17 protein-coding genes are annotated in these 20,638 nt (G+C 73.1%); 3 read left to right on the forward strand and 14 right to left on the reverse strand.

Annotation, left to right across the window (positions count from 1 at the left end):
* Positions 1-243 precede the first annotated feature (243 nt).
* The 10 genes from OOJ98_RS04350 to OOJ98_RS04395 all read right to left on the reverse strand — a co-directional run bounded on the left by OOJ98_RS04350 (position 244) and on the right by OOJ98_RS04395 (position 13,938).
* Positions 244-1,407 (reverse strand): nucleotide disphospho-sugar-binding domain-containing protein, encoded by a 1,164-nt coding sequence (locus OOJ98_RS04350; RefSeq protein ID WP_267053269.1) that lies wholly within the window; start codon positions 1,405-1,407, stop codon positions 244-246.
* A complete protein-coding gene (locus OOJ98_RS04355) occupies positions 1,295-3,040 on the reverse strand; it encodes an MFS transporter (RefSeq protein ID WP_267053270.1) in 1,746 nt (581 codons plus the stop codon). Before OOJ98_RS04355 ends, OOJ98_RS04350 begins: the two co-directional genes overlap by 113 nt.
* Positions 3,037-4,206, reverse strand: a complete 1,170-nt coding sequence (locus OOJ98_RS04360) for a glycosyltransferase (protein WP_267053271.1) — start codon at positions 4,204-4,206, stop codon at positions 3,037-3,039. Before OOJ98_RS04360 ends, OOJ98_RS04355 begins: the two co-directional genes overlap by 4 nt.
* A complete protein-coding gene (locus OOJ98_RS04365) occupies positions 4,194-5,360 on the reverse strand; it encodes a nucleotide disphospho-sugar-binding domain-containing protein (protein ID WP_267053272.1) in 1,167 nt (388 codons plus the stop codon). The genes OOJ98_RS04360 and OOJ98_RS04365 overlap by 13 nt, the downstream gene beginning before the upstream one ends.
* Positions 5,348-8,509, reverse strand: coding sequence for an AMP-binding protein (locus OOJ98_RS04370; protein WP_267053273.1), 3,162 nt, complete (start codon positions 8,507-8,509; stop codon positions 5,348-5,350). The genes OOJ98_RS04365 and OOJ98_RS04370 overlap by 13 nt, the downstream gene beginning before the upstream one ends.
* On the reverse strand, positions 8,506-9,708 hold the full coding sequence (locus OOJ98_RS04375) for a nucleotide disphospho-sugar-binding domain-containing protein (RefSeq protein ID WP_267053274.1): 1,203 nt from the start codon (positions 9,706-9,708) through the stop codon (positions 8,506-8,508). The genes OOJ98_RS04370 and OOJ98_RS04375 overlap by 4 nt, the downstream gene beginning before the upstream one ends.
* Positions 9,709-9,847: 139 nt before the next feature.
* On the reverse strand, positions 9,848-10,561 hold the full coding sequence (locus OOJ98_RS04380) for an ABC transporter permease (protein ID WP_161254873.1): 714 nt from the start codon (positions 10,559-10,561) through the stop codon (positions 9,848-9,850).
* Positions 10,561-11,487: an ABC transporter ATP-binding protein gene (locus OOJ98_RS04385; RefSeq protein ID WP_267053275.1), complete on the reverse strand. Its 927-nt coding sequence runs from the start codon at positions 11,485-11,487 to the stop codon at positions 10,561-10,563. Before OOJ98_RS04385 ends, OOJ98_RS04380 begins: the two co-directional genes overlap by 1 nt.
* A 43-nt stretch (positions 11,488-11,530) precedes the next feature.
* Positions 11,531-12,697 carry a nucleotide disphospho-sugar-binding domain-containing protein gene (locus OOJ98_RS04390; RefSeq protein WP_267053276.1) on the reverse strand — a complete coding sequence of 389 codons (1,167 nt, stop codon included), beginning with the start codon at positions 12,695-12,697 and terminating at the stop codon, positions 11,531-11,533.
* The gene (locus OOJ98_RS04395; RefSeq protein WP_267053277.1) at positions 12,685-13,938 is read right to left on the reverse strand and encodes a glycosyltransferase; all 1,254 of its coding nucleotides are present in this window, start codon (positions 13,936-13,938) and stop codon (positions 12,685-12,687) included. Before OOJ98_RS04395 ends, OOJ98_RS04390 begins: the two co-directional genes overlap by 13 nt.
* 215 nt (positions 13,939-14,153) lie before the next feature.
* On the opposite strand from OOJ98_RS04395, the gene OOJ98_RS04400 reads away from it, so the two are divergent.
* Genes OOJ98_RS04400 through OOJ98_RS04410 form a run of 3 tightly spaced genes read left to right on the forward strand, consistent with a single transcriptional unit; the run spans position 14,154 to position 16,737 of the window.
* Positions 14,154-15,218, forward strand: coding sequence for a ketoacyl-ACP synthase III family protein (locus tag OOJ98_RS04400; RefSeq protein WP_267053278.1), 1,065 nt, complete (start codon positions 14,154-14,156; stop codon positions 15,216-15,218).
* Between the two features lie 34 nt (positions 15,219-15,252).
* On the forward strand, positions 15,253-16,014 hold the full coding sequence (locus OOJ98_RS04405; protein WP_267053279.1) for an NAD(P)-dependent oxidoreductase: 762 nt from the start codon (positions 15,253-15,255) through the stop codon (positions 16,012-16,014).
* Between the two features lie 51 nt (positions 16,015-16,065).
* A complete protein-coding gene (locus tag OOJ98_RS04410; protein WP_267053280.1) occupies positions 16,066-16,737 on the forward strand; it encodes an antibiotic biosynthesis monooxygenase in 672 nt (223 codons plus the stop codon).
* Positions 16,738-16,816: 79 nt separating this feature from the next.
* Here OOJ98_RS04410 and OOJ98_RS04415 read toward each other — a convergent pair whose 3' ends face one another.
* From OOJ98_RS04415 to OOJ98_RS04430, 4 genes are read right to left on the reverse strand one after another with little or no spacing between them, the layout of a single operon-like run.
* Positions 16,817-18,079, reverse strand: coding sequence for an FAD-dependent monooxygenase (locus OOJ98_RS04415; RefSeq protein WP_267053281.1), 1,263 nt, complete (start codon positions 18,077-18,079; stop codon positions 16,817-16,819).
* Entirely contained in the window at positions 18,076-18,909 is an 834-nt protein-coding gene (locus tag OOJ98_RS04420) for an SRPBCC family protein (protein WP_267053282.1), read from the reverse strand. The genes OOJ98_RS04415 and OOJ98_RS04420 overlap by 4 nt, the downstream gene beginning before the upstream one ends.
* Positions 18,910-18,920: 11 nt before the next feature.
* On the reverse strand, positions 18,921-19,952 hold the full coding sequence (locus OOJ98_RS04425) for an aldo/keto reductase (protein ID WP_267053283.1): 1,032 nt from the start codon (positions 19,950-19,952) through the stop codon (positions 18,921-18,923).
* Between the two features lie 56 nt (positions 19,953-20,008).
* Positions 20,009-20,626 carry an antibiotic biosynthesis monooxygenase gene (locus OOJ98_RS04430; protein WP_267053284.1) on the reverse strand — a complete coding sequence of 206 codons (618 nt, stop codon included), beginning with the start codon at positions 20,624-20,626 and terminating at the stop codon, positions 20,009-20,011.
* Between the last annotated feature and the right edge of the window lie 12 nt (positions 20,627-20,638).

Consider the following 20,638-nt stretch of genomic DNA (forward strand, 5'->3'; position numbering starts at 1 on the left):
GGGGAACTGCGCGAGACGCGGGCACGGTCCGCAGACGAGAGCGGGGGTGCCTGGGATCGGCACCCCGCCAAGGGCAGCCCCGATAGGGGCGCGGGGAACTGCGCGAGACGCGGGCACGGTCCGCAGACGAGAGCGGGGGTGCCTGGGATCGGCACCCTGCCAAGGGCAACCCACCCAGGGGCGCGGGGTGAACAGCGAGGGGCCCCGCCGCATTCGGCGGGGCCCCTCGGTGCGGCGGCGGCGCTACGCGGCGAGGCGTTCCAGGTCCTCGACGACCCGCGCCGGGCTCGGCATCTCCGCCATGTCGGCCCGCAGCTCCTGCGCACACTTCATGTACCGCGGATCGTCCAGGACGTCCCGGATCGCCTCGCGCACCTGGCCGGGGTCGTTCTGCGGGGCCGCCTCCCCGAGCACCCGGGCGGCGCCGGCCGCGGCGAGCAGCTCCGCCGACGCGAACTGGTCGACGATCTGCGGAAGCACCACCTGCGGCAGGCCGAACGAGCACGACGTCAGGGTCGTGTTGGCGCCACCGTGGTGGATGACGGCGTCGCAGTCGCGCAGGAACAGGTTGAGCGGGACCGGCTCGACCACCCGGACGTTGTCCGGCACCGCACCGAAGCCCTCGTGGAAGGCGGCGTCGGCCGTCACCACCGCCTCGACGTCCTCCAGGCCGTCGAAGGCCGCGATGATCGAGCGGTACAGGCCGGTCCCGTTGAGGACCAGGGTCTGGCGGCCCAGGCACACCACGACCCGGCGCACACCCTCCGCGGCCGGCCGGTGCAGCCAGTCGGGCACGGTGCCGGTGCCGTTGAAGGGGACGTAACCGATGGGCGCGCCCGGTGCCGCGCTCGGGTGGCGAAGGGCCGGCGGGCACGGGTCGAGCAGGAGGGTCGGATCGGGCAGTCCGTGGAGGCCGAGGCGCTCGGCGGTCCCGTACAGGAAGTTGCGGGCCGACGCGCGCGAGGGGCCGCTCAGCGGGTCGACGCCCCAGCGGTGCTGCACGGAGGGGATGCCGAGCACGCCGGCCACGAGCTGCCCGGCCAGCTCCATCTGCTCGGAGACGATGAGGTCGGGCCCCCACTCGCGGGCGAACTCCAGGTAGGAGCTGACCAGATAGCGGGCGTGGGTCTCCCACAGCTTGGTGGCGCCCGCCATCTTCTCCGGCGGGGTCGGGCCCATCAGTTCCAACGGGCGTACACCGGGCGGGAGATGGCGCTGGAGTACGTCCAGGCCGTGGAAGCGGTCGCCGATGTCGACGGCCGAGATTCCGGCGGCGCGGGCCGCGTCGGTGACGTCAGGCTGCGCGGCGACCATCACCTCGTGGCCCGCTCCCCTCAGCGCCCAGGCCAGCGGCACCATGGGGGTGAAGTGGGTGGGGAAGGGGGTGCTCAGCATCAGTACGCGCATCGTCGTCGTCCTCCTCGGACTGTGGGGCGGCCTCTTCGGCGGGTTCGGGGGCGGCGGCGTCGGAGCCCTCCGCGGTGGTGGCGTCGGCGAGTGCGTTCACGTCGACGTCCTTCATGAGCAGGGCGGTGACCAGGGCGAACAGCAGGAGTCCCGCGGCCGTCAGGAGCAGCGTGGACGTGGCGTGCGCGAAGGCGTCGGTCACCAGGTGGCGGCGGACGGCGTCGAGTCCGGCGAGCTGGGCCGCCGCGGCGTCCGGGTCCTTGATGCCGGAGGCGCCGGCGGCCGAGGCGAAGCGGGCGCTGAGCACCGCGCCGAGCACGGTGCCGCCGATGGTGGTGCCGAGCATCGTGGCGAACCGCGAGGTGGTGGTGACCACGCCCAACTGGTCGGGGGTGGCCGCCGACTGGGTCATGAACAGGGCGATCTGGGTGACGCCGCCGAGGCCCACGCCGAGCAGCAGGAGCAGCAGGTCGAGCTGCCAGACGGGCGCGTCGGTCACGGTGAGGCCGAGCCCGCCGACCGCGGCGGTCGCCGTCGCCGTGGTGGCCACCAGGACCGCCTTGCACTTGCCGGTACGGGTGATGATCTTGCCCCAGCCGAGGAAGACCAGGACCACGCCGACGGCGAGCGGGATCAGATGCAGACCGACCGCGTCGAGCGAGACGCCCCGCACGATGTTCAGGTAGTTGATGAGGAACACCGGCAGCGAGAGCAGCGCGAAGCCGCCCACGAACTGCAGGACCGCGGCGGGCCTGAACACCTTGTCCTTGAACAGGGTGAGCGGCATCAGCGGGTCGGCCGCCTTCAGCTGCCGGGCCACGAAGCCGCCGGCCATCAGGAAGCCGCCGTAGAAGTAGGGCAGGACGGGACCGGAGAACGAGTCGTGCTCGCCGTACGCCTTCACGCCGAGCAGCAGCGCGCAGGTGGCGGCGGCGATGAGCACCGAGCCGAGGACGTCGACCTTCTGCCGGGTGCCCTTCACCGGGAGCCGCAGCGCCCAGGCCACGCCGGCGAGCGCGAGGCCCGCGAGCGGCACGTTGAGCAGGAAGATCCAGCGCCACGACAGGTTCTCGCTGAGCGGCCCGCCGATCATGGGCCCGGCGATGATGCCGGCCGCGATGAGCGCGCCGCCCGCGTTGGAGCGTCCCGCCCGGGACTTGGGCGGGTACAGGGTGGCGATCACGATGAGCGTCATGCTCATCAGGCCGCCGCCGCCGAGCCCCTGGACGGCGCGGAAGACGATCAGCTGGGTGAGGGAGTGGGCGGTGGCGCACAGCGCGGAGCCCGCGAGGAACGTGCCGAGCGCGCCGAGGTAGACGCGGCGCGGCCCGAAGCTGTCGCTGAGCCTGCCGTACAGCGGCTGCGCCGCGGTCGCGGCGAGCAGGTACGCGGTGATCAGCCAGGGGAAGCGGTCGATCCCGTGGGCCGGGTCGAGGTCGCGCACGATGGGCAGGACGGCCGAGGAGATGATCGAGCCGTCGAGCAGGGCCAGCGTCATGGTGGCCATCGCGCAGACGATGAAGACCAGGACCTGGATGTCGCTCATGCCGTGCGGATTGGGCTTCTTCTCCTTGGCCGGGTCCTGGGGGGCCGCGTCGTCCGCGGCGGTTTCGGCGGTCACGTCGGTGCTCACGCCAGTACCTCCTGACGTGTCGTCAGCTGTTCGAGCAGGGGGACCGTGTCGGCGGCGCTCGGCATGGCGCGCACCTCGTCGCGCAGCCGTCCGGCGGCGGCACGGAAGGCCGGGGCGGTAAGCAACTCGCTTATCGCGGCGGCGAGTTCGGCATCGCTGTTCTGGAGTTCGGCGCTGTCCAGAGTGATTCCGGCGCCCGCCGCGGCGACCTTGTCACCCGCCAGGAACGTCTCGTCGAGCTGCGGGAGCACCAGCTGGGGGACGCCGAGCGCGGCCGCGGCGAGCGTGGAGCCCGGCCCGCCGTGGTGGATCACGAGATCGGCGCCGGGGAAGAGCAGTCCGGGCGCGGTCTCCTCGGTGTACGTCATGCCCTCGGGCAGCGCGCCGATCGCCGCCCGGTGGCCGGGCGCGGCGGAGACGACCGCTTCCACACCACCGGTGGCGGCCAGGGCGTCGAGGACCCGGCGCAGCAGCGGGGCGCCGTCCAGGTCGAGGGTGTAGCCCCCGAGCGCCACCGCGACCCGGCGGCCGGGCCCGGCCGCGTACGTCCAGGGCGTGCCGGTGCCGGTGTGCGGCTCGGGGCGGACCGGACGGGCGGGCGGCGCCTCGGTGCTCGCGAGGGCGGGCGGCGCCGGGTCGAGGATCAGGTCCGGCTCCGGTACGGAGTCGAGGCCGAGGCGCTCGCACAGCGGGCCGAGCCACATCCGGGTGAGGCCGAGCATGAACGTGCTGGTGGGCGCCGTGCCCCAGCGGTGCCAGACGCTCGGTACGCCGAGCACCTCGGCGACGACGGGCCCCGCGAACTCCATGTGGTCGCTGATGACCAGGTCGGCCCGCCACTCGCGGGCCAGCTCCAGGTAGTCGTACAGGAAGTACGGGGCGTGGTTGCGCCACATCTGGGCGGCGCCGTCGATCTGCTGGGCGGGCGGGCGGCCCACCACCTCGATGGGGCGCAGGCCCTCGGGGCGCCGGCCCCGGCGCAGGTCGCTGTAGTGGAAGGCCTCGCCGAACGTGGCGGTCGCGAGGCCCGCGGCCGCGGCCGGCCCGGTCACGTCGGGCTGCCCCGCGACGAGCACCTCGTGGCCCGCGTCGGTGAGCGCGCGGACCAGCGGCAGCATGGGCAGGAAGTGGGTGTCGACGGGGGTGCTGATGATCAGTGCGCGCATCGGAGGTTCTCCAGGTCACGGACGACGGCGGCAGGGCTCGGCATGGCGGCCATGGTGTCGGCGAGGACGCCGGCGCCCTTGGCGAACCGCTCCTCGGCGAGCAGGGTGCGCACGGCCCCGGCCACCTGGGCCGGGTCGTTCTGCGCCTCGGCGGTGCGCAGGGTGAGACCGGCGTCGGCGGCGGCCAGCAGATCGCCGCCCTCGAACTGGTCGACCAGCTGCGGCATGATCAGCTGCGGCACACCGAAACTCGCCACGGCGAGCAGGGTGTTGGCGCCGCCGTGGGTGACGACCGCGTCCGTCTTGTCGAGGAAGCCGTTGAGCGGGGTCGGCGGGATGATGGTGACGTTCGACGGGATGGTGCCGAGCTCGTCGACGAACTCCTCCTGCACCGTCATCACCGCGTCGGTCTCCGGCAGGTCGCCGAAGGCCTCGACGATGCCCCGGAACATCGGCAGCCCGCCGAGCGAGATGGTCTGGCGGCCCATGGTCACGCAGACCCGCGGCTTGTCGCCCCGGTGACGCAGCCAACCCGGCACGGAACCGGTGCCGTTGAACGGGATGTGCCGGATCGGCGCGCCGGCCGGCGCGCCCTTCACCAGGAGCTGCGGCGGCGCCGGGTCGAGCAGCAGATCGGGCTCGGGCAGGCCGCCCTCGATGCCGAGCCGCTCACAGGTGCCCTGGAGCAGGTCCTCGGCGGTGGCCCGCATCAGGTGGCTCATCGGGTCGACGCCCCAGCGGTGCGAGACCACCGGGATGTTGTGGACACCGCCGACGAGGCAGGCCACCCAGTCGAAGATCTCCGAGATCACCAGGTCCGGCTTGAACGCCTCGGCGACTTCGAGGTACTGGGGCGCCATGTACCGGGTGTGGAGCACCCACACCCGGGAGCCGATCATGGTCATCTTCGGGGTGAGCGGGCCCACGATCTCGATGGGCCGCTTGTCGGGCGGCAGCGGCGGGCTCAGCAGGTCCTTGCCGAAGAACTGCCGGCCCACGGTGACGGTGTTGAGGCCCGCCGAACGGGCCATCGGGATGATGTCGGGCTGCCCGGCGACCAGGACCTCGTGCCCGGCGCCGCGCAGCGCCCAGGCCAGCGGCACCATGCAGGTGAAGTGGGTGGACTCGGGGCTGCTCAGGATCAGTACACGCATGAGGTGTCCTTGGAGGTGAGGGGTGCGGCGGGGGCTTCGGCCCGCGCGGCGGGGCCGCGGCGCAGTCGGCCGGTGTAGTCGGTCACCACCCGGTCCGCGATCTCGGCCGGGATCCGGTCGGTGCGTACCGACGCGGTGATCAGGGCGCCGTCCGGGGTGATGCGGACGTCGAGCTCCAGCTCGGTGAACATGGTGGGCGCGCCGATCCGCGACAACTCGGCCGTGCAGAGCGGCAGTTCCAGCCGCGGGTCCGGATCGTCCTGCATCAGGAAGCTCGGCATCGGGCGCAGCGACTCGCCGCCGCCGGTGAGGACCACCGTGCGGGCGAGCTGGGCGCCGCCCGTCTCCTGGGCGGCCAGCGCCTCGTCGACATGGGCGGCGGCCTGCTCCAAGAGCCCGGCGCCGCTGTCCTTGTGCGGCGGCCAGAAACGCAGGAACAGCAGGTCCACCCGGCAGGTGACGGCGGAGGCGAGCACCTCGCTGCCCCTGCGGGCCACCGGCACCTTGACGGCGATGTCGTCCTGGCCCGTCAACTCCCGCAGCACCAGGCCGAATTGGGCGGCCAGCAGCGCGAAGCGGGTGGTGCCGAGCTCGCGGGCCCGCTCGTCCCAGCGGGCCAGCTCGGTGTGGGTCACGGTCAGCGTGGGGGAGTAGCCGGGGCCCGCGTTGAGGTCGTTGTCGGCGCGGCCCGGCAGCTCCAGGGGTTCCTGGAGCTCCAGGTGGTCCTCCCAGTACTCGGCCTGCGCCGCCAGGTCGACCCGCGCCATCACCCTGCGGTGGTCGGCGGAGACCTCGGCGAGCGTCGCGGCCGGCGCCGGGAAGGCGGGGGCGCGGCCCGCGAGCCGGGCGGTGTAGGCGAGCGAGAGGTCCGCGGCGAGGACCGTCTCGGACGCCCCGTCGAACGCCGCGTGGTGGGCGACCAGGCCGAACAGGGTGCGCCCGGTCTCGTCCGCGCGTACGGCGGCGCACCGCCACACCCGGGCGTCGCGCACCCGCAGCGGGGTGAGGGCGGCGGCCAGCCAGGCGGTGGCCGCGGCCCGCTCGTCGGGGGCGTCGGCGAGCCGGATCATCTCGGCGTCGGCCGGGCGCTCCGGCACCACCGCGTACCCGATCTCGTTGTTGCGGATCAAATACCGTGCGTGCAGGGCCTGGTGGCGCAGGTGCACGTCACCGACCGCGCGGGTCAGCGCGTCGAGGTCGAGCGGCCCCTCGATCCACCACGTCATCCGGCAGAGCCCGCCGAGCCCGTCCTTGTCGTGGGCGGCGGCGAACAGGAAGCCGGACTGCTCGGGCGGCAGCAGGATCTCGCCGGGTTCGAGCCCCGGCACCGGGGCGTCGGCCGCCTCGGCCGAGCGGGCCGTGGCGTCCAGCCACGCGGCGAGCCGGCGCACCGTCGGGGTGCGGAAGATCTGCGAGGGCTGCACGGCCGCGCCGAGCACCGCGTCCAGGTGCTGGCACAGCCGGGCCGCCTCCAGGGAGCTGCCGCCGAGCTCGAAGAACGAGACGTCGCCCGGCACCCGGTCGGTGTCGAGCACCGTCCGGAACCCGTCGGCGACCAGCGCCGCGGTGCCCTCGAACGACTCGGCGGGCCCGGCCGGGTGCTCCCGCTCGGGGCGGACCCGCGCGGCGAGATCACGCCGGTCGACCTTGCCGTTGGCGAGCTGCGGGAACCGGTCGACGAGCTGGATCCTGCGGGGCACCAGATACTCCGGCAGCAGCTCGGCGAGGCGCCGGCGCAGCTCGTCCGGGCCGGCCCCCGCGGCGGCGCGCGTGTAGAACAGCGCGAGCCCGTGGTACGAGCCGTCCGGCTTGGGCACCGGCACGACCGCGGCACCGGTCACCGTGGCCACCCGCTCCACGGTCCGCTCCACCTCGGCGGGCTCGATCCGGTGGCCCCGGATCTTGATCTGGCGGTCGCCGCGCCCGGTGTAGTGGAACACGCCCTCGGCCGACCGGTTGCCCAAGTCGCCCGTCCGGTAGAGGCGTTGGAGCCGCCCGTCGATCTCGACCTCGACGAAGACCTCCCGGGTCAGCGCCGGGTTGCCGAGGTAGCCGAGCGCCAGGCCCGGACCGCCCAGGCACAGCTCGCCGGTCTCGCCCGGCGCGCACACCCGGGTACCGTCCAGGACGTACACATCGGTGTGGGCGAGCGCGCGGCCGAGCGGGATGCCGGCCGGGTCGTCGCAGTCCTCGGCGCGCACCACGTGCCCGGTGACCACGGCCCCGCACTCGACGGGCCCGTACACGTTGAGCAGCGGGATCCCGGGGTGCTCGGCGAGGAAGGCGCGCACCCGTGGCGGGGCGGCCCGCTCGCCGCCGATGGACAGCCACTTCATCCCGGCGAACGCGCCCACGTCGGTGGTGACCAGCATGTTGAACAGCTGCGTCGTCATGAACGCGGCGTTCACGCCCTCCTCGGCGATCAACGCCCGCAGGGTGCGCGGCACGAGGACCGTCTCGTCGAGCAGCACGGTGCGCCCGCCGGTCAGGAGCATGCTCCAGCAGTCCAGGGCGAAGCCGTCCCAGGTCGGCGGAGCGGTCTGCGGCATCACGGTGCCGGGACCCAGCTCCGCGTAGAACGCGCCGTCGAAGAGGCGCACCACGTTCTCGTGGCTCGACACCACGCCCTTGGGGATGCCGGTGGAGCCCGAGGTGAAGAACACCGAGCAGGCGTCGGAGCCGCGCACCGCGACCGGCGCGGGGGTCAGCCCGCGCGCCGCGGTCAGCGCCAACTCCTCGGCGGGCGGCGCCCACACGGGCACGGACCACGCGCCGTCCCTGGTGGTCACCAGGAGCGGCGCGCCCAGCTGGCCGATCACTGCCTCGAGCCGGTCGACGGGCCAGCGGGCGTCCAGGAAGGAATAGGCGGCCCCGCACTTGAACAGGGCGAGCAGCACCGCGATCAGCGGGGTGCCGCGCTCCATGAGCACCGGCACCAGATGCCCGCGCCGCACGCCGTGGGCCTGGAGGAGCGCCGCGTAGGCGTCGGACGCGGCGTCCAGCTCGCGGTAGGAGACGCCGGCGCCCCGGTGGCGTACGGCGACCGCCTCGGGAAAGCGGCGGGCCGCGTCCTGGAACAGGCCGTGCATGGTCTCGCCCCGCACGAAGCGGCTCTTCGTGCCCGTCGTGGGCTCAAGGAGTACGGTCATCGTCTTCCTGTCTCCTCAGGTGTGGGAACGTCCGTGCGGCCGGCTCTCACGCACTCCTCCAGGAAGCCCACGAGCCGGTCGGGGGTGGGCATCCGGTCGTTCTCCGCCCGCAGCGCCTCGGACCGCTCCCGGTAGGAGGGGCGGCGCAGCAGGTCCTGGACGGCCGTGCCCACCGCGCCCTCCTCGGCGTCGGCCGGCAGCGCGGTGCCGGCGCCGGAGGCGCGCACCAGATCGGACCAGTGCTCCTGGAAGGCGTTGCGCGGCAGCAGCAGCTGCGGCAGGCCGTGGGTGACGGCGATGAGGCCGCTGCCGACGCCCCCGTGGTGGACCAGTGCGTCGCAGTGCGCGAGCAGCACGTCCAGCGGGAAGGACTCCACCATCCGTACGCCGTCGGGGAGTCGGCCGGTGTTGGCCGCCTGCTCGGGGGTGACGGCGAGGACGACGTCGGTGTCCAGGTCGAGCAGCGAGCGCACCACGTGGTCGCGGACCTCGTCGAGGGCGGAGGTGGTGACACCGCCGGTGACACACACGAGCGGGCGGCCCGAGGGGCGCTCCGAGCGCAGCCAGTCCGGCAGCGCTGCGGGGCCCGCGAACGGGATGTAGCGCATGTTGGCGCGGCGCACCCCGTGCGGCGGGCGGAGCCCCGGCGGGCACGGGTCGATCCACACCGAGGGGCCGACCACCGGGTCGACGCCGAACCGCTCGAAGAGCGCGGCGTACGAGGGGCGCAGCTCGGCCTCGCTCTCGCAGTGCACGCCGAGCGAGACGCCCCAGGTGTGGCCGACGGCGGGGACCTTGACCGCGGCGGCGGCCACCAGGCCGGCCGCCGCTGCCGTGTCGTGCACCACGATGTCGGGGCGCCACAAGCGCGCGAAGTCGACGAGGTCGTCGGTGAGGGTGTCGGCGACGGCGATCATCTTCTCGATCAGTGCCTCGCTCAGATCGGCGTCGAGCACCGCGACCGATGCGGACGCCGCCTTCAACCGGCCGGGACCGAGGCCCAGTTGGCGGGCCGCGACCTCGGCGGTCGCGGCCTCGTCGCCGACGGGCACGGCCACCAGACCGGCCCGGGTGACGGGGGCCACGCACTGGGGCCGCACCGCCACCCGCACCTCGTGGCCCGCAAGGCGGCAGGCCCAGGCGAGCGGGATGATCCAGGGGACATGGGCCGGGCCGTGCCCCACGAACAACACGCGCATTCAGTTGCCTCACTCCATCGCGTACGGTCAGTGGCAGGGCAAGGGTGGGGGCACCCGCTCGAATGCGACTCGCGTCCGCTACGAACACGAAAGTGCCCGCGGGGGGAGTCCCCGCGGGCACTTCGGTGGAGCTGACGGATCAGGCGCGACGGCCGCCCCTGCGGTAGGCGAAGGCGGCGAAGGCCGCGAGCAGCGCCGTCCACAGGGCGAGCACCCCGAGCCCGGTGCCGCTCGGCGCGGAGTTGGCCGCCGCGTCCCACGAGAGCTGGGCGTAGCGGTAGACCGGGGTCTCCTTCGACAGCGGCTGCAACCAGCTGGGCAGCGTGTCCGTCGGCATCATCAGACCGCCGAGCAGCGTCAGCGTCAGGTACGAGACCGTGCCGGCGATCTGGGCGAGCTGCGCCTTGAAGAGGTAGCCGATGCCGATGCCGAGCATCGCGAGCGGGGCGATGCCGACCCACAGCAGCAGGAAGATCTCCAGCCAGGTACCGGGCGACAGGTCGACGCCCCGGTAGAACTTGCCGATCAGGCCGATGACGACGATCGGCAGGATGCCGAGGCAGGTGGCGACGGCGCCACGGGCGATGACGACCTGCACCGGCGACAGCGGGGTGAGGCGCAGCTGGCGCAGCCAGCCGAGCGCCCGGTCCTCGGCGATGCCGGTGCCGTTGGTGATGACCACGCCGAGCGCGCCGAACGCCGCGGCGCCCACCATCGCCCGCACCAGGGACTCCTGGTCGGGGCCGCCGCCCGCGAGGGTGACGTACAGGCCGACCGGCATGATGAGGCTCATCATGAGGTAGCCGCCGTTGCGGACGAGCCGCAGGATTTCGAGGCGGATGTAACCGAGCATCAGGTGGTCCGTCCTTCCGGAGCGGCCGCGTGGCGGGACTGGTGGGTGAGCGCGATGAAGGCCTCCTCCAGGCCGACGCCCGAGACCTCCAGGTCGCTGAAGGCGTCGGCGCGCGACAGGGCGTGCACCGTGGAGTCGGAGTCGCTGGTGCGCAGGTGGACCCGGCCGCCGCGGTGCTCCACGGAGGAGACGCCCGGCAGCAGGTCGAAGCCGTTGTGGTTGCCGCGCGGCACGAAGCTGACCGTGCGGCCCTCGATCATGGACTTGATCTGCGAGGTGGTGCCGTCCGCGACCACCCGGCCCGAGGCGATGACGACGACGCGGTCGGCGCTGTCGTCGGCCTCTTCGAGGTAGTGCGTGGAGAACAGGACGGTGTTGCCGCGCTCGGCGTACCGCTGCATCGCGGCCCACAGCTCGCGCCGCGACTCGACGTCGAGGGCGGCGGTCGGCTCGTCGAGCACGACCAGGTCCGGGTCGCCGGCGAGCGCGAGGGCGAAGCGCACCCGCTGGGCCTGACCGCCGGAGAGGCGGTCCACGTTCCGGTTCGCGATCTTGGAGAGCTCGGCGAGGTCCAGGATCTCCTGGAGCGGCAGCGGCTTGCGGTAGGTCTGGCGCACGAAGTCGACCAGCTCGCGCACCGACACCCGGGGAATCATCTTCCCCTCCTGGAGCATGGCGCCCAAGTGCCCCGCCCGCATGGCGAGTTCGGGCTTCTTGCCGAAGACCTCGATGGTTCCCTGGTCCGGCGGGAAGAGCCCGAGGAGCATGTTGATGGTGGTGGACTTGCCGGCGCCGTTGGGCCCGAGCAGGGCGACCGTCTCACCGCGGCCGATCGTCAGATCGATCCCGTCGACGGCACGGACACTGCCGTACTCCTTGACGACACCCTTGAAAACGACCGCGGGCGGGCCGTGCTGTTCTGCCATGGGGGGTGGCACCTGTTCCCTTTCCTGTGTGAGTGAGCGCATGTCAGATCAGCCCTTCCAAGGTGTGGACCAGTTCCGTGGGGCCTGGCAGGCATTCGATCTCCGCGCGAACGTCCTGCGCGGCCTTGCGGTGGCGCTCGTCCTCCAGGAGCCCGGCGAGGGCCTCCCGGACGAGCGAGGGGTCGTGCTGCTCGGCCTCGGTGGCGAGGCTGATCCCGGAACCGGACTCCTGGACGAGCCGGCCGGTGGTCTGGAGGAACGGCTTGTCACCGGGGAGCACCAGCTGCGGGACGGCCGAGGCGAACGAGGTCATGCTGGTGCCGCTGCCGCCGTGGTGGACGGCGACGGCCGTGTGGCGCATCACCGGTCCGATCGGGAAGCGGTCGACCACCTTGACCGAGGACGGGATCCCGGCGAGCGCCGCGTGGTACTGCGCGTCGATCGGGAAGAGCACGTCGAGCCCCTGCTCGGTGCAGGCGTCCAGGACGTGCCGGAAGCCCAGCGGCAGCTCGCCCGTCTCGGCGAGCACCCGCCCGTGCCACATGCCCAGGCACAGCAGCGCCCGGGGCCGCTCGGGCCTGGTGACCGCCCAGTCGGGCAGCTCGGCGGTGCCGCAGTACGGCACGTACCGCGAGAGCAGGCCGGGGGTGTTGTCGCCCTCGGGCAGCAGCGACGCCGGGCTCGGGTCGATGATCAGCGCCGGATCGGGGAAACCGTCCGCACCGAACTCGACGCACAGGTCGTGGAGTTGGAGCTTGGCCTGGCGCAGCAGCGGGCTGGTGAAGTCGTCCGGGCCCCAGCGGTGGATGACGCCGGGCACGCCCAGCGCGCCGGCGACGACCAGGCCGCCGAACTCCACCGGGTCCGTCATCACCAGGTCGGCCTCCCAGTCGCGGCCGAGCTCCACCAGCTCGTCGATGTAGCCGCCGAGCCGGGTGCGCCAGCGCTCGCCGGCCGCGTCCCACTCCGAGTCCGCGCGGCGGTCCATGCCGGCCCGGTCGGGCATCGCCACGGCGCCGGGCCGGGTCAGGCGCTGACGGGTCTCGCCGCCGCCGACCAGCCGGGTGTCGAGGCCGGCCGCCGACGCGAACGTCACCAGCTCGGCGTCGCCCGCCACCACCACCTGGTGCCCGGCCGCGCGCAGCGCCCAGGTCAGCGGCACCATCGGCACGATGTGGCTGGGGACCAGAGCGGTCACTAGGACACGCATGTCTTCTCCTGAACGGTCGCGGCGGTCCCGTCGGGCGACGTCGTCCCGGCGGTACGGGAGGGACGGGCGGCGGAGGCCACCAGCGCTTCGAGGTCGGTGACGAGCTGCTCCACCGGCGGGCAGGCGAGCACCGAGCGGCGCACGGCCGACGCGCGCAGCCGGAAGGAGGGCTCGGTGAGCAGCCGCTCCAGCGCCTCGGTGACGGTCTCGCCGGTGACCCAGTAGGCCGGCAGGTTGATGCCGCTGCCGACATCGGCCACGTGCTCGGCGGAGTTGGGCTGGTCGTCGTACATCGGCGTCACCAGCATCGGCGTACCGCTGCGCAGCCCCTCGCGGATGCTGCTGTGGCCGCCGTGCGTGATGAAGACGTCCGCCGCTTCGAGCAGCACGTCCTGCGGCACCCACTCGGTGAGCAGCCGCACGTGCCCCGGCACCTCGCCGAACTCCTCCGGGTCGCGGCCCACGCCGATCGAGACGAGCGCGGTGCACTCCAGGCCGGAGACGGCCTCGATCACCGCGTGCAGCACCTCGTCGGACTTCCACGGCATGGACGGCGCCATCGTGCCGATCGAGGCGTACACGACCGGTCGGTCGTCGGGCAGGTGGGCGAGCCAGGGCAGGGCCCTGTCGTCGCTGCGGTAGGGCGCGGTCTGGCGGTAGTGGCGCAGGGTGCGCGGGTCCAGGTCGTCGCCGGTGCACTCGGCGGGCAGCCAGCTGATCAGGCCGTGCCGGTAGACGGAGTTGTCGTCGGCGTCCTGCGGCAGACCCAGCTCGGCGCGCAGCCGGTTCAGCGGCTCGTGCGTGACAGCGGGCGGCAGCAGGTGCGTCGAGCCGCCGGCCACCGCGATGTGCGGGATGCCGAGCGATTCGGCGGCGAGCAGGCCGCCCATCTCCTCGCCCTCACGGACGATCACATCGGGCTTCCAGTCGGCGGCGATCGCCAGGATGTCGCGGGCCGCGGCCAGGGCGGGCGGCCCGAGCACACACTCCACGAGCCCGTCCTCGTACGCCTCCTGGTCGCCCCGGAAGAGCGGGAGCGCGATCGCCTCGATGCAGAAGGGGTCCTTGGCCCAGTCGAACCCGGCGGGGAAGAACGTGAGCCCGTAGCTCACGCTCTCCTCGCGCATGGACTCGTCGTCGGCCACGGCGACGGTGTGCCCGGCCCGGACGGCGGCCTGGGCCAGAGGGATCAGCAGACGCAGATGCGACTTGCCCGCATGGGCGGTGAACAGGATGCGCACGGCGGGTCTCCGATGGGGGTGGGAGCGGCCTTTGGGGGACCGCCCGTCGGTCATGCCCAAGAGCGTGACCCGCCCCGCTCGAATGCCACTTGAGCCGTCCTCGGCCGGAGGCTCCCCGGCCGCACTCAAGTCCGATTCGAGAGGCGGTGGCGACCTTGGGCGCATGCCGTATGCCCGAAGGATCCGACCGAACCGCCGAACAGGGGAGTAGCTGGATGCGTTGGAACGAGATCTATGTCGCCTCGCTCGGCACCTGGCTGCCCGAGCCCGTCCCGGTGGCCGAGGCCGTCGCGGCAGGGGAGTGCGGCCAGGAGTGGATCGACGACTTCGGGTACGAGTCCGTGCGGATCGCCCGCGAGAGCGAGGCCGAGGGCTGGACCGCGCCGCCGGACATGGCCGTCGCCGCCGGCCGCACCGCCCACCAGCGCTCCGGCCTCGGCAAGTCGGCGTACTCCCTGCTCCTGCACGGCAGCACCTGGTTCCAGGGCCTCGACATCTGGCCCGCCGCGTCCTACATCGCCAAGCGGACCGTCGGCGCCACCGTGCCCGGCCTCGACGTGCAGCAGCGCTGCAACATCGGCATCAGCGGGCTCGACCTGGCCGCCGCCCACCTCACCGCCGGCTACGGCAAGGGCAGCGCGGTCATGCTCACCACCGCCGACCGCTTCGGCGGCCCCGGCGCCAACCGCTGGCAGCTGCGGCACGGCAACGCCTACGCCGACGGCGCGACCGCGACGGTCCTCTCCACCGAAGGCGGCTTCGCGCGCCTGGTGGCCACCGCGACCGTCGCCGACAACTCCCTGGAGCCGATGGCCCGCGGCGACGAGGAGTTCGGCCCCGTCTCGCGCGCCGCCGAGCGGCAGATCGACCTCACCGCACGCGGCGACGCCCAGAAGGCCGTCAGCGACGAGACGATGACCAACATCCGCTTCGGCAAGGTCATGCAGGAGGCCAAGCAGGCCGTCCTCGACGACTCCGGCCTGGAGATGGACGACATCGCGTACGTCATCATCCCCTCCACCGGCCGGATCAAGGGCCCCTTCCAGATCCACCACCTGCTCGGCGTCGACGAGTCCGAGACCACGTGGGAGTTCGCCCGCCGCAGCGGCCACATCGGCGCGGGCGACTGGGCCGCCGGCCTCGAAAACCTGCTGACGACCGGCCAGTTGAAGCCCGGCGACCACGTGATGCTCTACGGCGGCGGCGCGGGCTACACCATCACCACCGCCGTCCTGGAAATCCTGGAGATCCCGGCCTGGGCCGCATCCGCCGCGGCCTGAACGAGCCGCCCGTCACAAGGAGTTGGCACACCCCATGGAGATAGTCGGCAGGGGCTTCCTGGCCGGACACCTGGCAGGCATCGCCGAACACCACCCCGACGTGGTGGCGCTGGCCGCCGGGGTATCGGCCGCCGGTGACATTCCGCCGGAGCAGTACACCCGGGAGTCCAAGCGCCTGTACGAGGTGCTGCGGCACTGCGAGAAGACCGCCAAGCGCCTGGTGTTCTTCTCCACCGCGTCCGCCGGGATGTACTCGGTGCCCGACGCCTCGCCCGGCCGCGAGGACGGCCCCGTCTACCCCGCGACCCCCTACGGCCGCCACAAGCTCTCCCTCGAAGCGGTCGTCAAGTCCTCGGACGTCGAGTACCTGATCCTGCGCCTGTCGCACGTCGTCGGCTTCAACCAGCCGGCCCACCAGCTGCTGCCCGCCCTGGTGCGGCAGCTGGTCGGCGGCAGCATCCAGGTCTACCGCGGCGCGCAGCGCGACCTGATCGACGTCGAGGACGTCATCAAGATCGTCCACACGCTGCTCGTCGACGGCCGCACCCGTGACGTCGTCAACGTCGCGTCGGGCCACGCCCCGCGCATCGAGGACGTCGTCACGCACATGGAGCACCTGCTCGGCGTCCGCGCCGACAAGTCCTACGTGGAGGCGTCGGGCGCCCAGCCCGTCTCCATCGACAAGCTCTGCCGCCTCGTGCCGCCGGTGTACGGGCTCGGCTTCGGACCGGAGTACTACCGCACGGTCCTCGACAAGTACGTCCACGCCTATGCGCAGCTGCCGGTCACCGCTTAACCCACCCGCCCGAAGAACCCGAAGAACCCGAAGAATCGAAAGGTTCACCCCATGAGCGAGAACAGCCCCGTCGTCGCGGTCGCCCACTTCGTCCTCAAGGACAAGCACAAGGCGAAGGGCGCCGAGTTCGAGAAGGCCTACCTCAAGTACAAGGAGGCCGTCGCCGCCAAGGACGGTCTGCTGCGTACTGCGCTGCTGCGCGGCATCAAGGAGCCCGACAACTTCGTCATCCTCACCTGGTGGCGGGACGCGGACGCGCACCGCACCGTCGTCGGCGACTGGCAGTTCTTCACCGCCGTCAGCAGCCGCTTCGTCTACCTCGCCGCCATCACCAGCGTGCACGGCCCGGTCCTGGCCGGCGAGAACGCGGCCGACGGGCTCGGCACGCTCGCCGTGCCGTCCGCGGACGCCGCCGTCGCGCTCACCACGTTCACCCTGCGCGAGGGCGCCGACCAGCAGGCCTTCGAGGGCTCCTTCCTCGGCCACCTCTCCTTCGTCAAGGGCCACGAGGGCTTCCTCGGTCACCAGCTGGTGCACTCCAACCGCGAGACCGGCGCCTACGTCAACATCGGCTGGTGGAGCGGCCCCCAGGCCTACCTGCCGGTCGTGCAGAGCCCCGAGATGGCCGCCGACGCCAAGATCATGGCCGTGCACGCCGAGGTGAAGGGCGGCCTGTACAAGGCGGTCGTCGACTCGGCCCGCACCGAGGTCGCGGCCGTCTGAGCCACCACCGTGCCACCGCATACGCAAGGCGGGCCGGGTCCTTGAGGACCCGGCCCGCCTTGCGTATGCGGTGGCCGATTCAGCGAGCGGTGAAGAGCCCCTCGGCCACCTCGATCGACGGATTGCCGAACGCGATGGTGCGCAGCACCTTGCGGTAGACCGGGGTGTGCTTGACCACGGCCGCGAGCTTCGGGCGCACCCGCGTAGCGAACGTGCCGGTCGACAGCATCGCCTTGGACTGCATGCCCTGGAGCCGCATCATCGTCGCGATGTCCGGCGCCCTGCGCTCCTCGAACCGCGAGAGGAACGCCGCGCTCGCGTCCCCGCGCCCGACCGACTCGACGAGCAGCGGGTGCAGCACGACCGCGTCCTGCACCGACAGGTTGATGCCCTGCGCGCCGATCGGGCTGTGCGTGTGCGCGGCGTCGCCCATCAGGACGAGCCCGTCGGCGGCCCACCGCTCGGCGCGCCCGGAGAACACGTCGAGCAGGCTCAGGTCGCGCAGCGAGGTGATCTGCGCGTCGATCAGGTCCGCGTACGCCGGCACCGCCTTGGCGAGCTGCTCCTTGACGTGGCCGAGGCCCTGCGCGACGACGTTCTTGTAGCCGCCGTGCGGCAGCGTCCAGCCGACCTGGATCCGGTCCGGCCAGGACCCGTACGCGAGCACGGGGCTGGTGCCGGCGCTCCTGAACACCCGGACGTCATGGCTGACTTCGGGCCGGTCCTTGGTCAGCTTGAACCACAGCACGTCCTGGTCGAAGGCCTCGCTGCGGCCCGCCTCGATCCCGGCGAGCCTGCGCACCTTGGAGAACCGCCCGTCGGCGCCGACCACGACCTTGCTGTGGAAGACGTGCCCGTCGGCGGCGGCCCCGGTGACCCGGCCCCGCTCGTCGCGCAGCAGCGCGTTGACCCGGCAGCCGTCCACGTACTCGAAGTCCGCGAACTCGGCGCAGTGCAGAAGGAGTTCGGTCAGCAGATGGGACTGCGGGATGGACAGGAGGTGGTCGTACGGGGCCGGCAGCGCGCGGTAGTCGATGTCGAGCAGCACCCGGTCCTGCTCCACGAGCCGGAACCGGTCGTGCTCGTGGCAGCCGCGGGCGCGGGCGCCGTCGAGCACCCCGAGCCGGTCGAGGACGGTCATCGCGCCCGGCTGGAGGATCTCGCCGCGGAACTCCCGCTGGTGCGAGCGCGACCGCTCCACCACGCTCACCCGCACCCCGGACTTGAGCAGCAGCAGCGCGAGGGTCAGACCGGCGGGGCCCGCCCCGACGATGCACACGTCACTGCGGTGCTCCTCGTCGGCGCGGGCCCCGGCGCGGACCTCCTCGGCGGCCGCCGTCATCGCTGCCCGGCCAGGGCGAGCGCGGAGCGCACGTCCGTGGTGGCCAGTGCGAGCACCCGGTCGCGGCCCGTGGAGGCCAGGGCCAGCACATCGGCCCGGACCAGGACACCGTCGGGCGCCTGCGTCAGACGCCAGCGGCGCCGGTACAGCTCGGCGGGGCCGGGCGGTGTCAGCGGCTTCTGGACGAGGGTGTGTCCGCCGTGCTCGATCTGCACCGTCGGCACGCCGTCCCGGCTGCCGAACCAGGCGCTCTCCTCGCCCCCCTCGTGCGGCGGCAGCGCCGCCAGGAGCCGGGCGTGCACCTCGGCCACCGGGCCGGGAACCAGTGTCCGGTCCTCGACCCGGAGCACGTCCGAGGTGAGCGCGCCGGGCTGCTCCGTCTTCGACTTGAGGGTGCGCATCTGGAGCCCGCCGTGCCGGTCGAGCTCGCCCGCGGTGTCCTGCGGGTCGGCGTCGGTGGTGAACCAGTGCCCGGACACCACCTGGCAGCCGCCGTCGGGGCGGGGCAGGAAGTCCCAGGTGCCGCCCAGCTCCTTGATCGGGCCCACCGAGCCCTGCTGAGCGAAGTCCATGCGCAGCGCCACCGGGTCGAGGGTCCGCCGGGAGGTCCAGACGCGCAGCCCGCCCTCGGGGCCCGGCCGCACCGCCCAGAACTTCACCTCGTCGTCCTGCCCGTCCTGGGCGATGACCTCGGTGTGCGCGATCCAGGGGTAGAGCAGCGGCCAGTCGGCCACGTGCGTCAGCGCCCGGTAGACGGTGTCGGCGGACGCGTCGATCTCGATCCCGGCGCGGGTCCGGTGGATCTCCCTGTCGGTCGTGGAAGTGGTCACAGCGGTACCTCTCAAAGGGTGGCGGGGGAGGGAGTGGCGGCGGCCCTGGCGCGGAGCATGCGGCTCAGGGTCAGACCGGGGTCGGTGACCGGGACGGGCCCGAGCGCCGCGTCGACGCGGGCCAGCAGCTCCGGGTCGAGCACGGCGTCGGCCGCCGCCAGGTTGCGGCCGATCTGCTCGGGCGCCGAAGCCCCGATGACGGCCGTCGCGACGGCCGTGTTCTGCAGCACCCAGGCCAGCGCGAGCTGAGCCATCGTCAGGCCGGCCTCCTCGGCCAGCCCGGCGACCCGGCCGACCGCGGTGAGGACCTCGTCCGACAGGAAGCGGTAGCGCTGGATGGAGACCTCGCCGCCCTTGGCGGCCACCGCACGCGACCCGGCGGGCGCCTGGAGGCCCGGCCGGTACTTTCCGGTCAGCACGCCGCCGGCCAGCGGCGACCAGACCATCTGCCCGATGCCGAGCGGCGCACAGGCCGGCACGACCTCGGCTTCGATGACCCGCCACAGCATCGAGTACTGCGGCTGGTTGGAGACCAGCTCGATGCCCAGCTCACGGGCGAGCGCGGCGGCCCGCTCGATCTCGTCGGCGGCCCACTCCGACACACCGACGTAGCGGACCTTGCCCGCGGCGACGGCGTCCGCGAACGCGCCCATGGTCTCTTCGAGCGGCGTCGAGTCGTCGTACAGGTGGGCCTGGTAGAGGTCGATGTGCCCGGTGCCGAGCCGGCGCAGCGAGGCGTCGAGGGACGCGGCGATCCTGGTGCGCGACAGCGCGCCGGGGCCGGGCCCGCCGCCCCTGCCGACCTTGGTGCAGATCACGACGGCGTCCCGGTCGACGCCCGCGAGGGCCCGGCCGAGGTGCTCCTCCGCCCGGCCCTCGGCGTACGCGTCGGCGGTGTCGAACGTGGTGATGCCCGCGTCGAGCGCGGCCCGCACGCAGGCGGAGGCGGCCCGGTCGTCCAACTGGTTGCCCGCGGTCAGCGAGTTCCCGAACGCGACCCGGCTGACCACCGGTCCCGAGGCGCCGAGACGGCGGTACTCCATGGTGAATCCCTTCTCTTTCTGGGCTCTCTGCGGGCAGGACCCCGCCTCCCGGACCGTCAGGCGCCGACCGGGGCCGGCTCGGCGCGGTTGCCCGCGACGGCGACGGCGGGCACGGTGCGCACCTCGGCGAGCGGGGCGAGCGCCGCGTACTCGGGCAGGACGGTCGCCGCCAGCGCGGCCTCCGCGGTGCGCCAGCGGGTCAGCGCGGTGAACCCGCCGGGCCGCGCGAACAGCGACTTGGCGAGGTCGGCGGCGACGAAGCCGTCGAGCGCCGCCGCGGCCGCCGCGTGGGCGCGGAAGGCCCCGACGAACGCGCCCGGGTCCCCCTCGACGGTGAAGGAGTCCACGAGCAGCACATCGCCCGGCTCACCCGGGGCGCCGTCGAAGCACGCGATCCCCATCGACGGGTCGGCCTCCACGGAGACGATCCGGTGGAACTCCTCGGCGTGCTCCTGGAACGTGGCGCTCGCCAGGACCTCCTTGAAGTCCTCGGGCCGCTCCCACCAGCCGAGGTTGATGTACACATCGGGCCGGTCGGTGGAGCGGACCGCCTGGTGGGCGACGAAGCCGGGCTGCGCCCGCATCCACTCCACATGGGTCAGGAAGCGTGCCTCGAACTCCTCGGCGCCCGCCGGGTCGAGCAGCGTGAACGTGTTGATGACGGTGAAGGACATGCGGGGCCTCCC

The sequence above is a fragment of the Streptomyces sp. NBC_00083 genome (genome assembly GCF_026343295.1).
Taxonomy (GTDB): Bacteria; Actinomycetota; Actinomycetes; order Streptomycetales; family Streptomycetaceae; genus Streptomyces.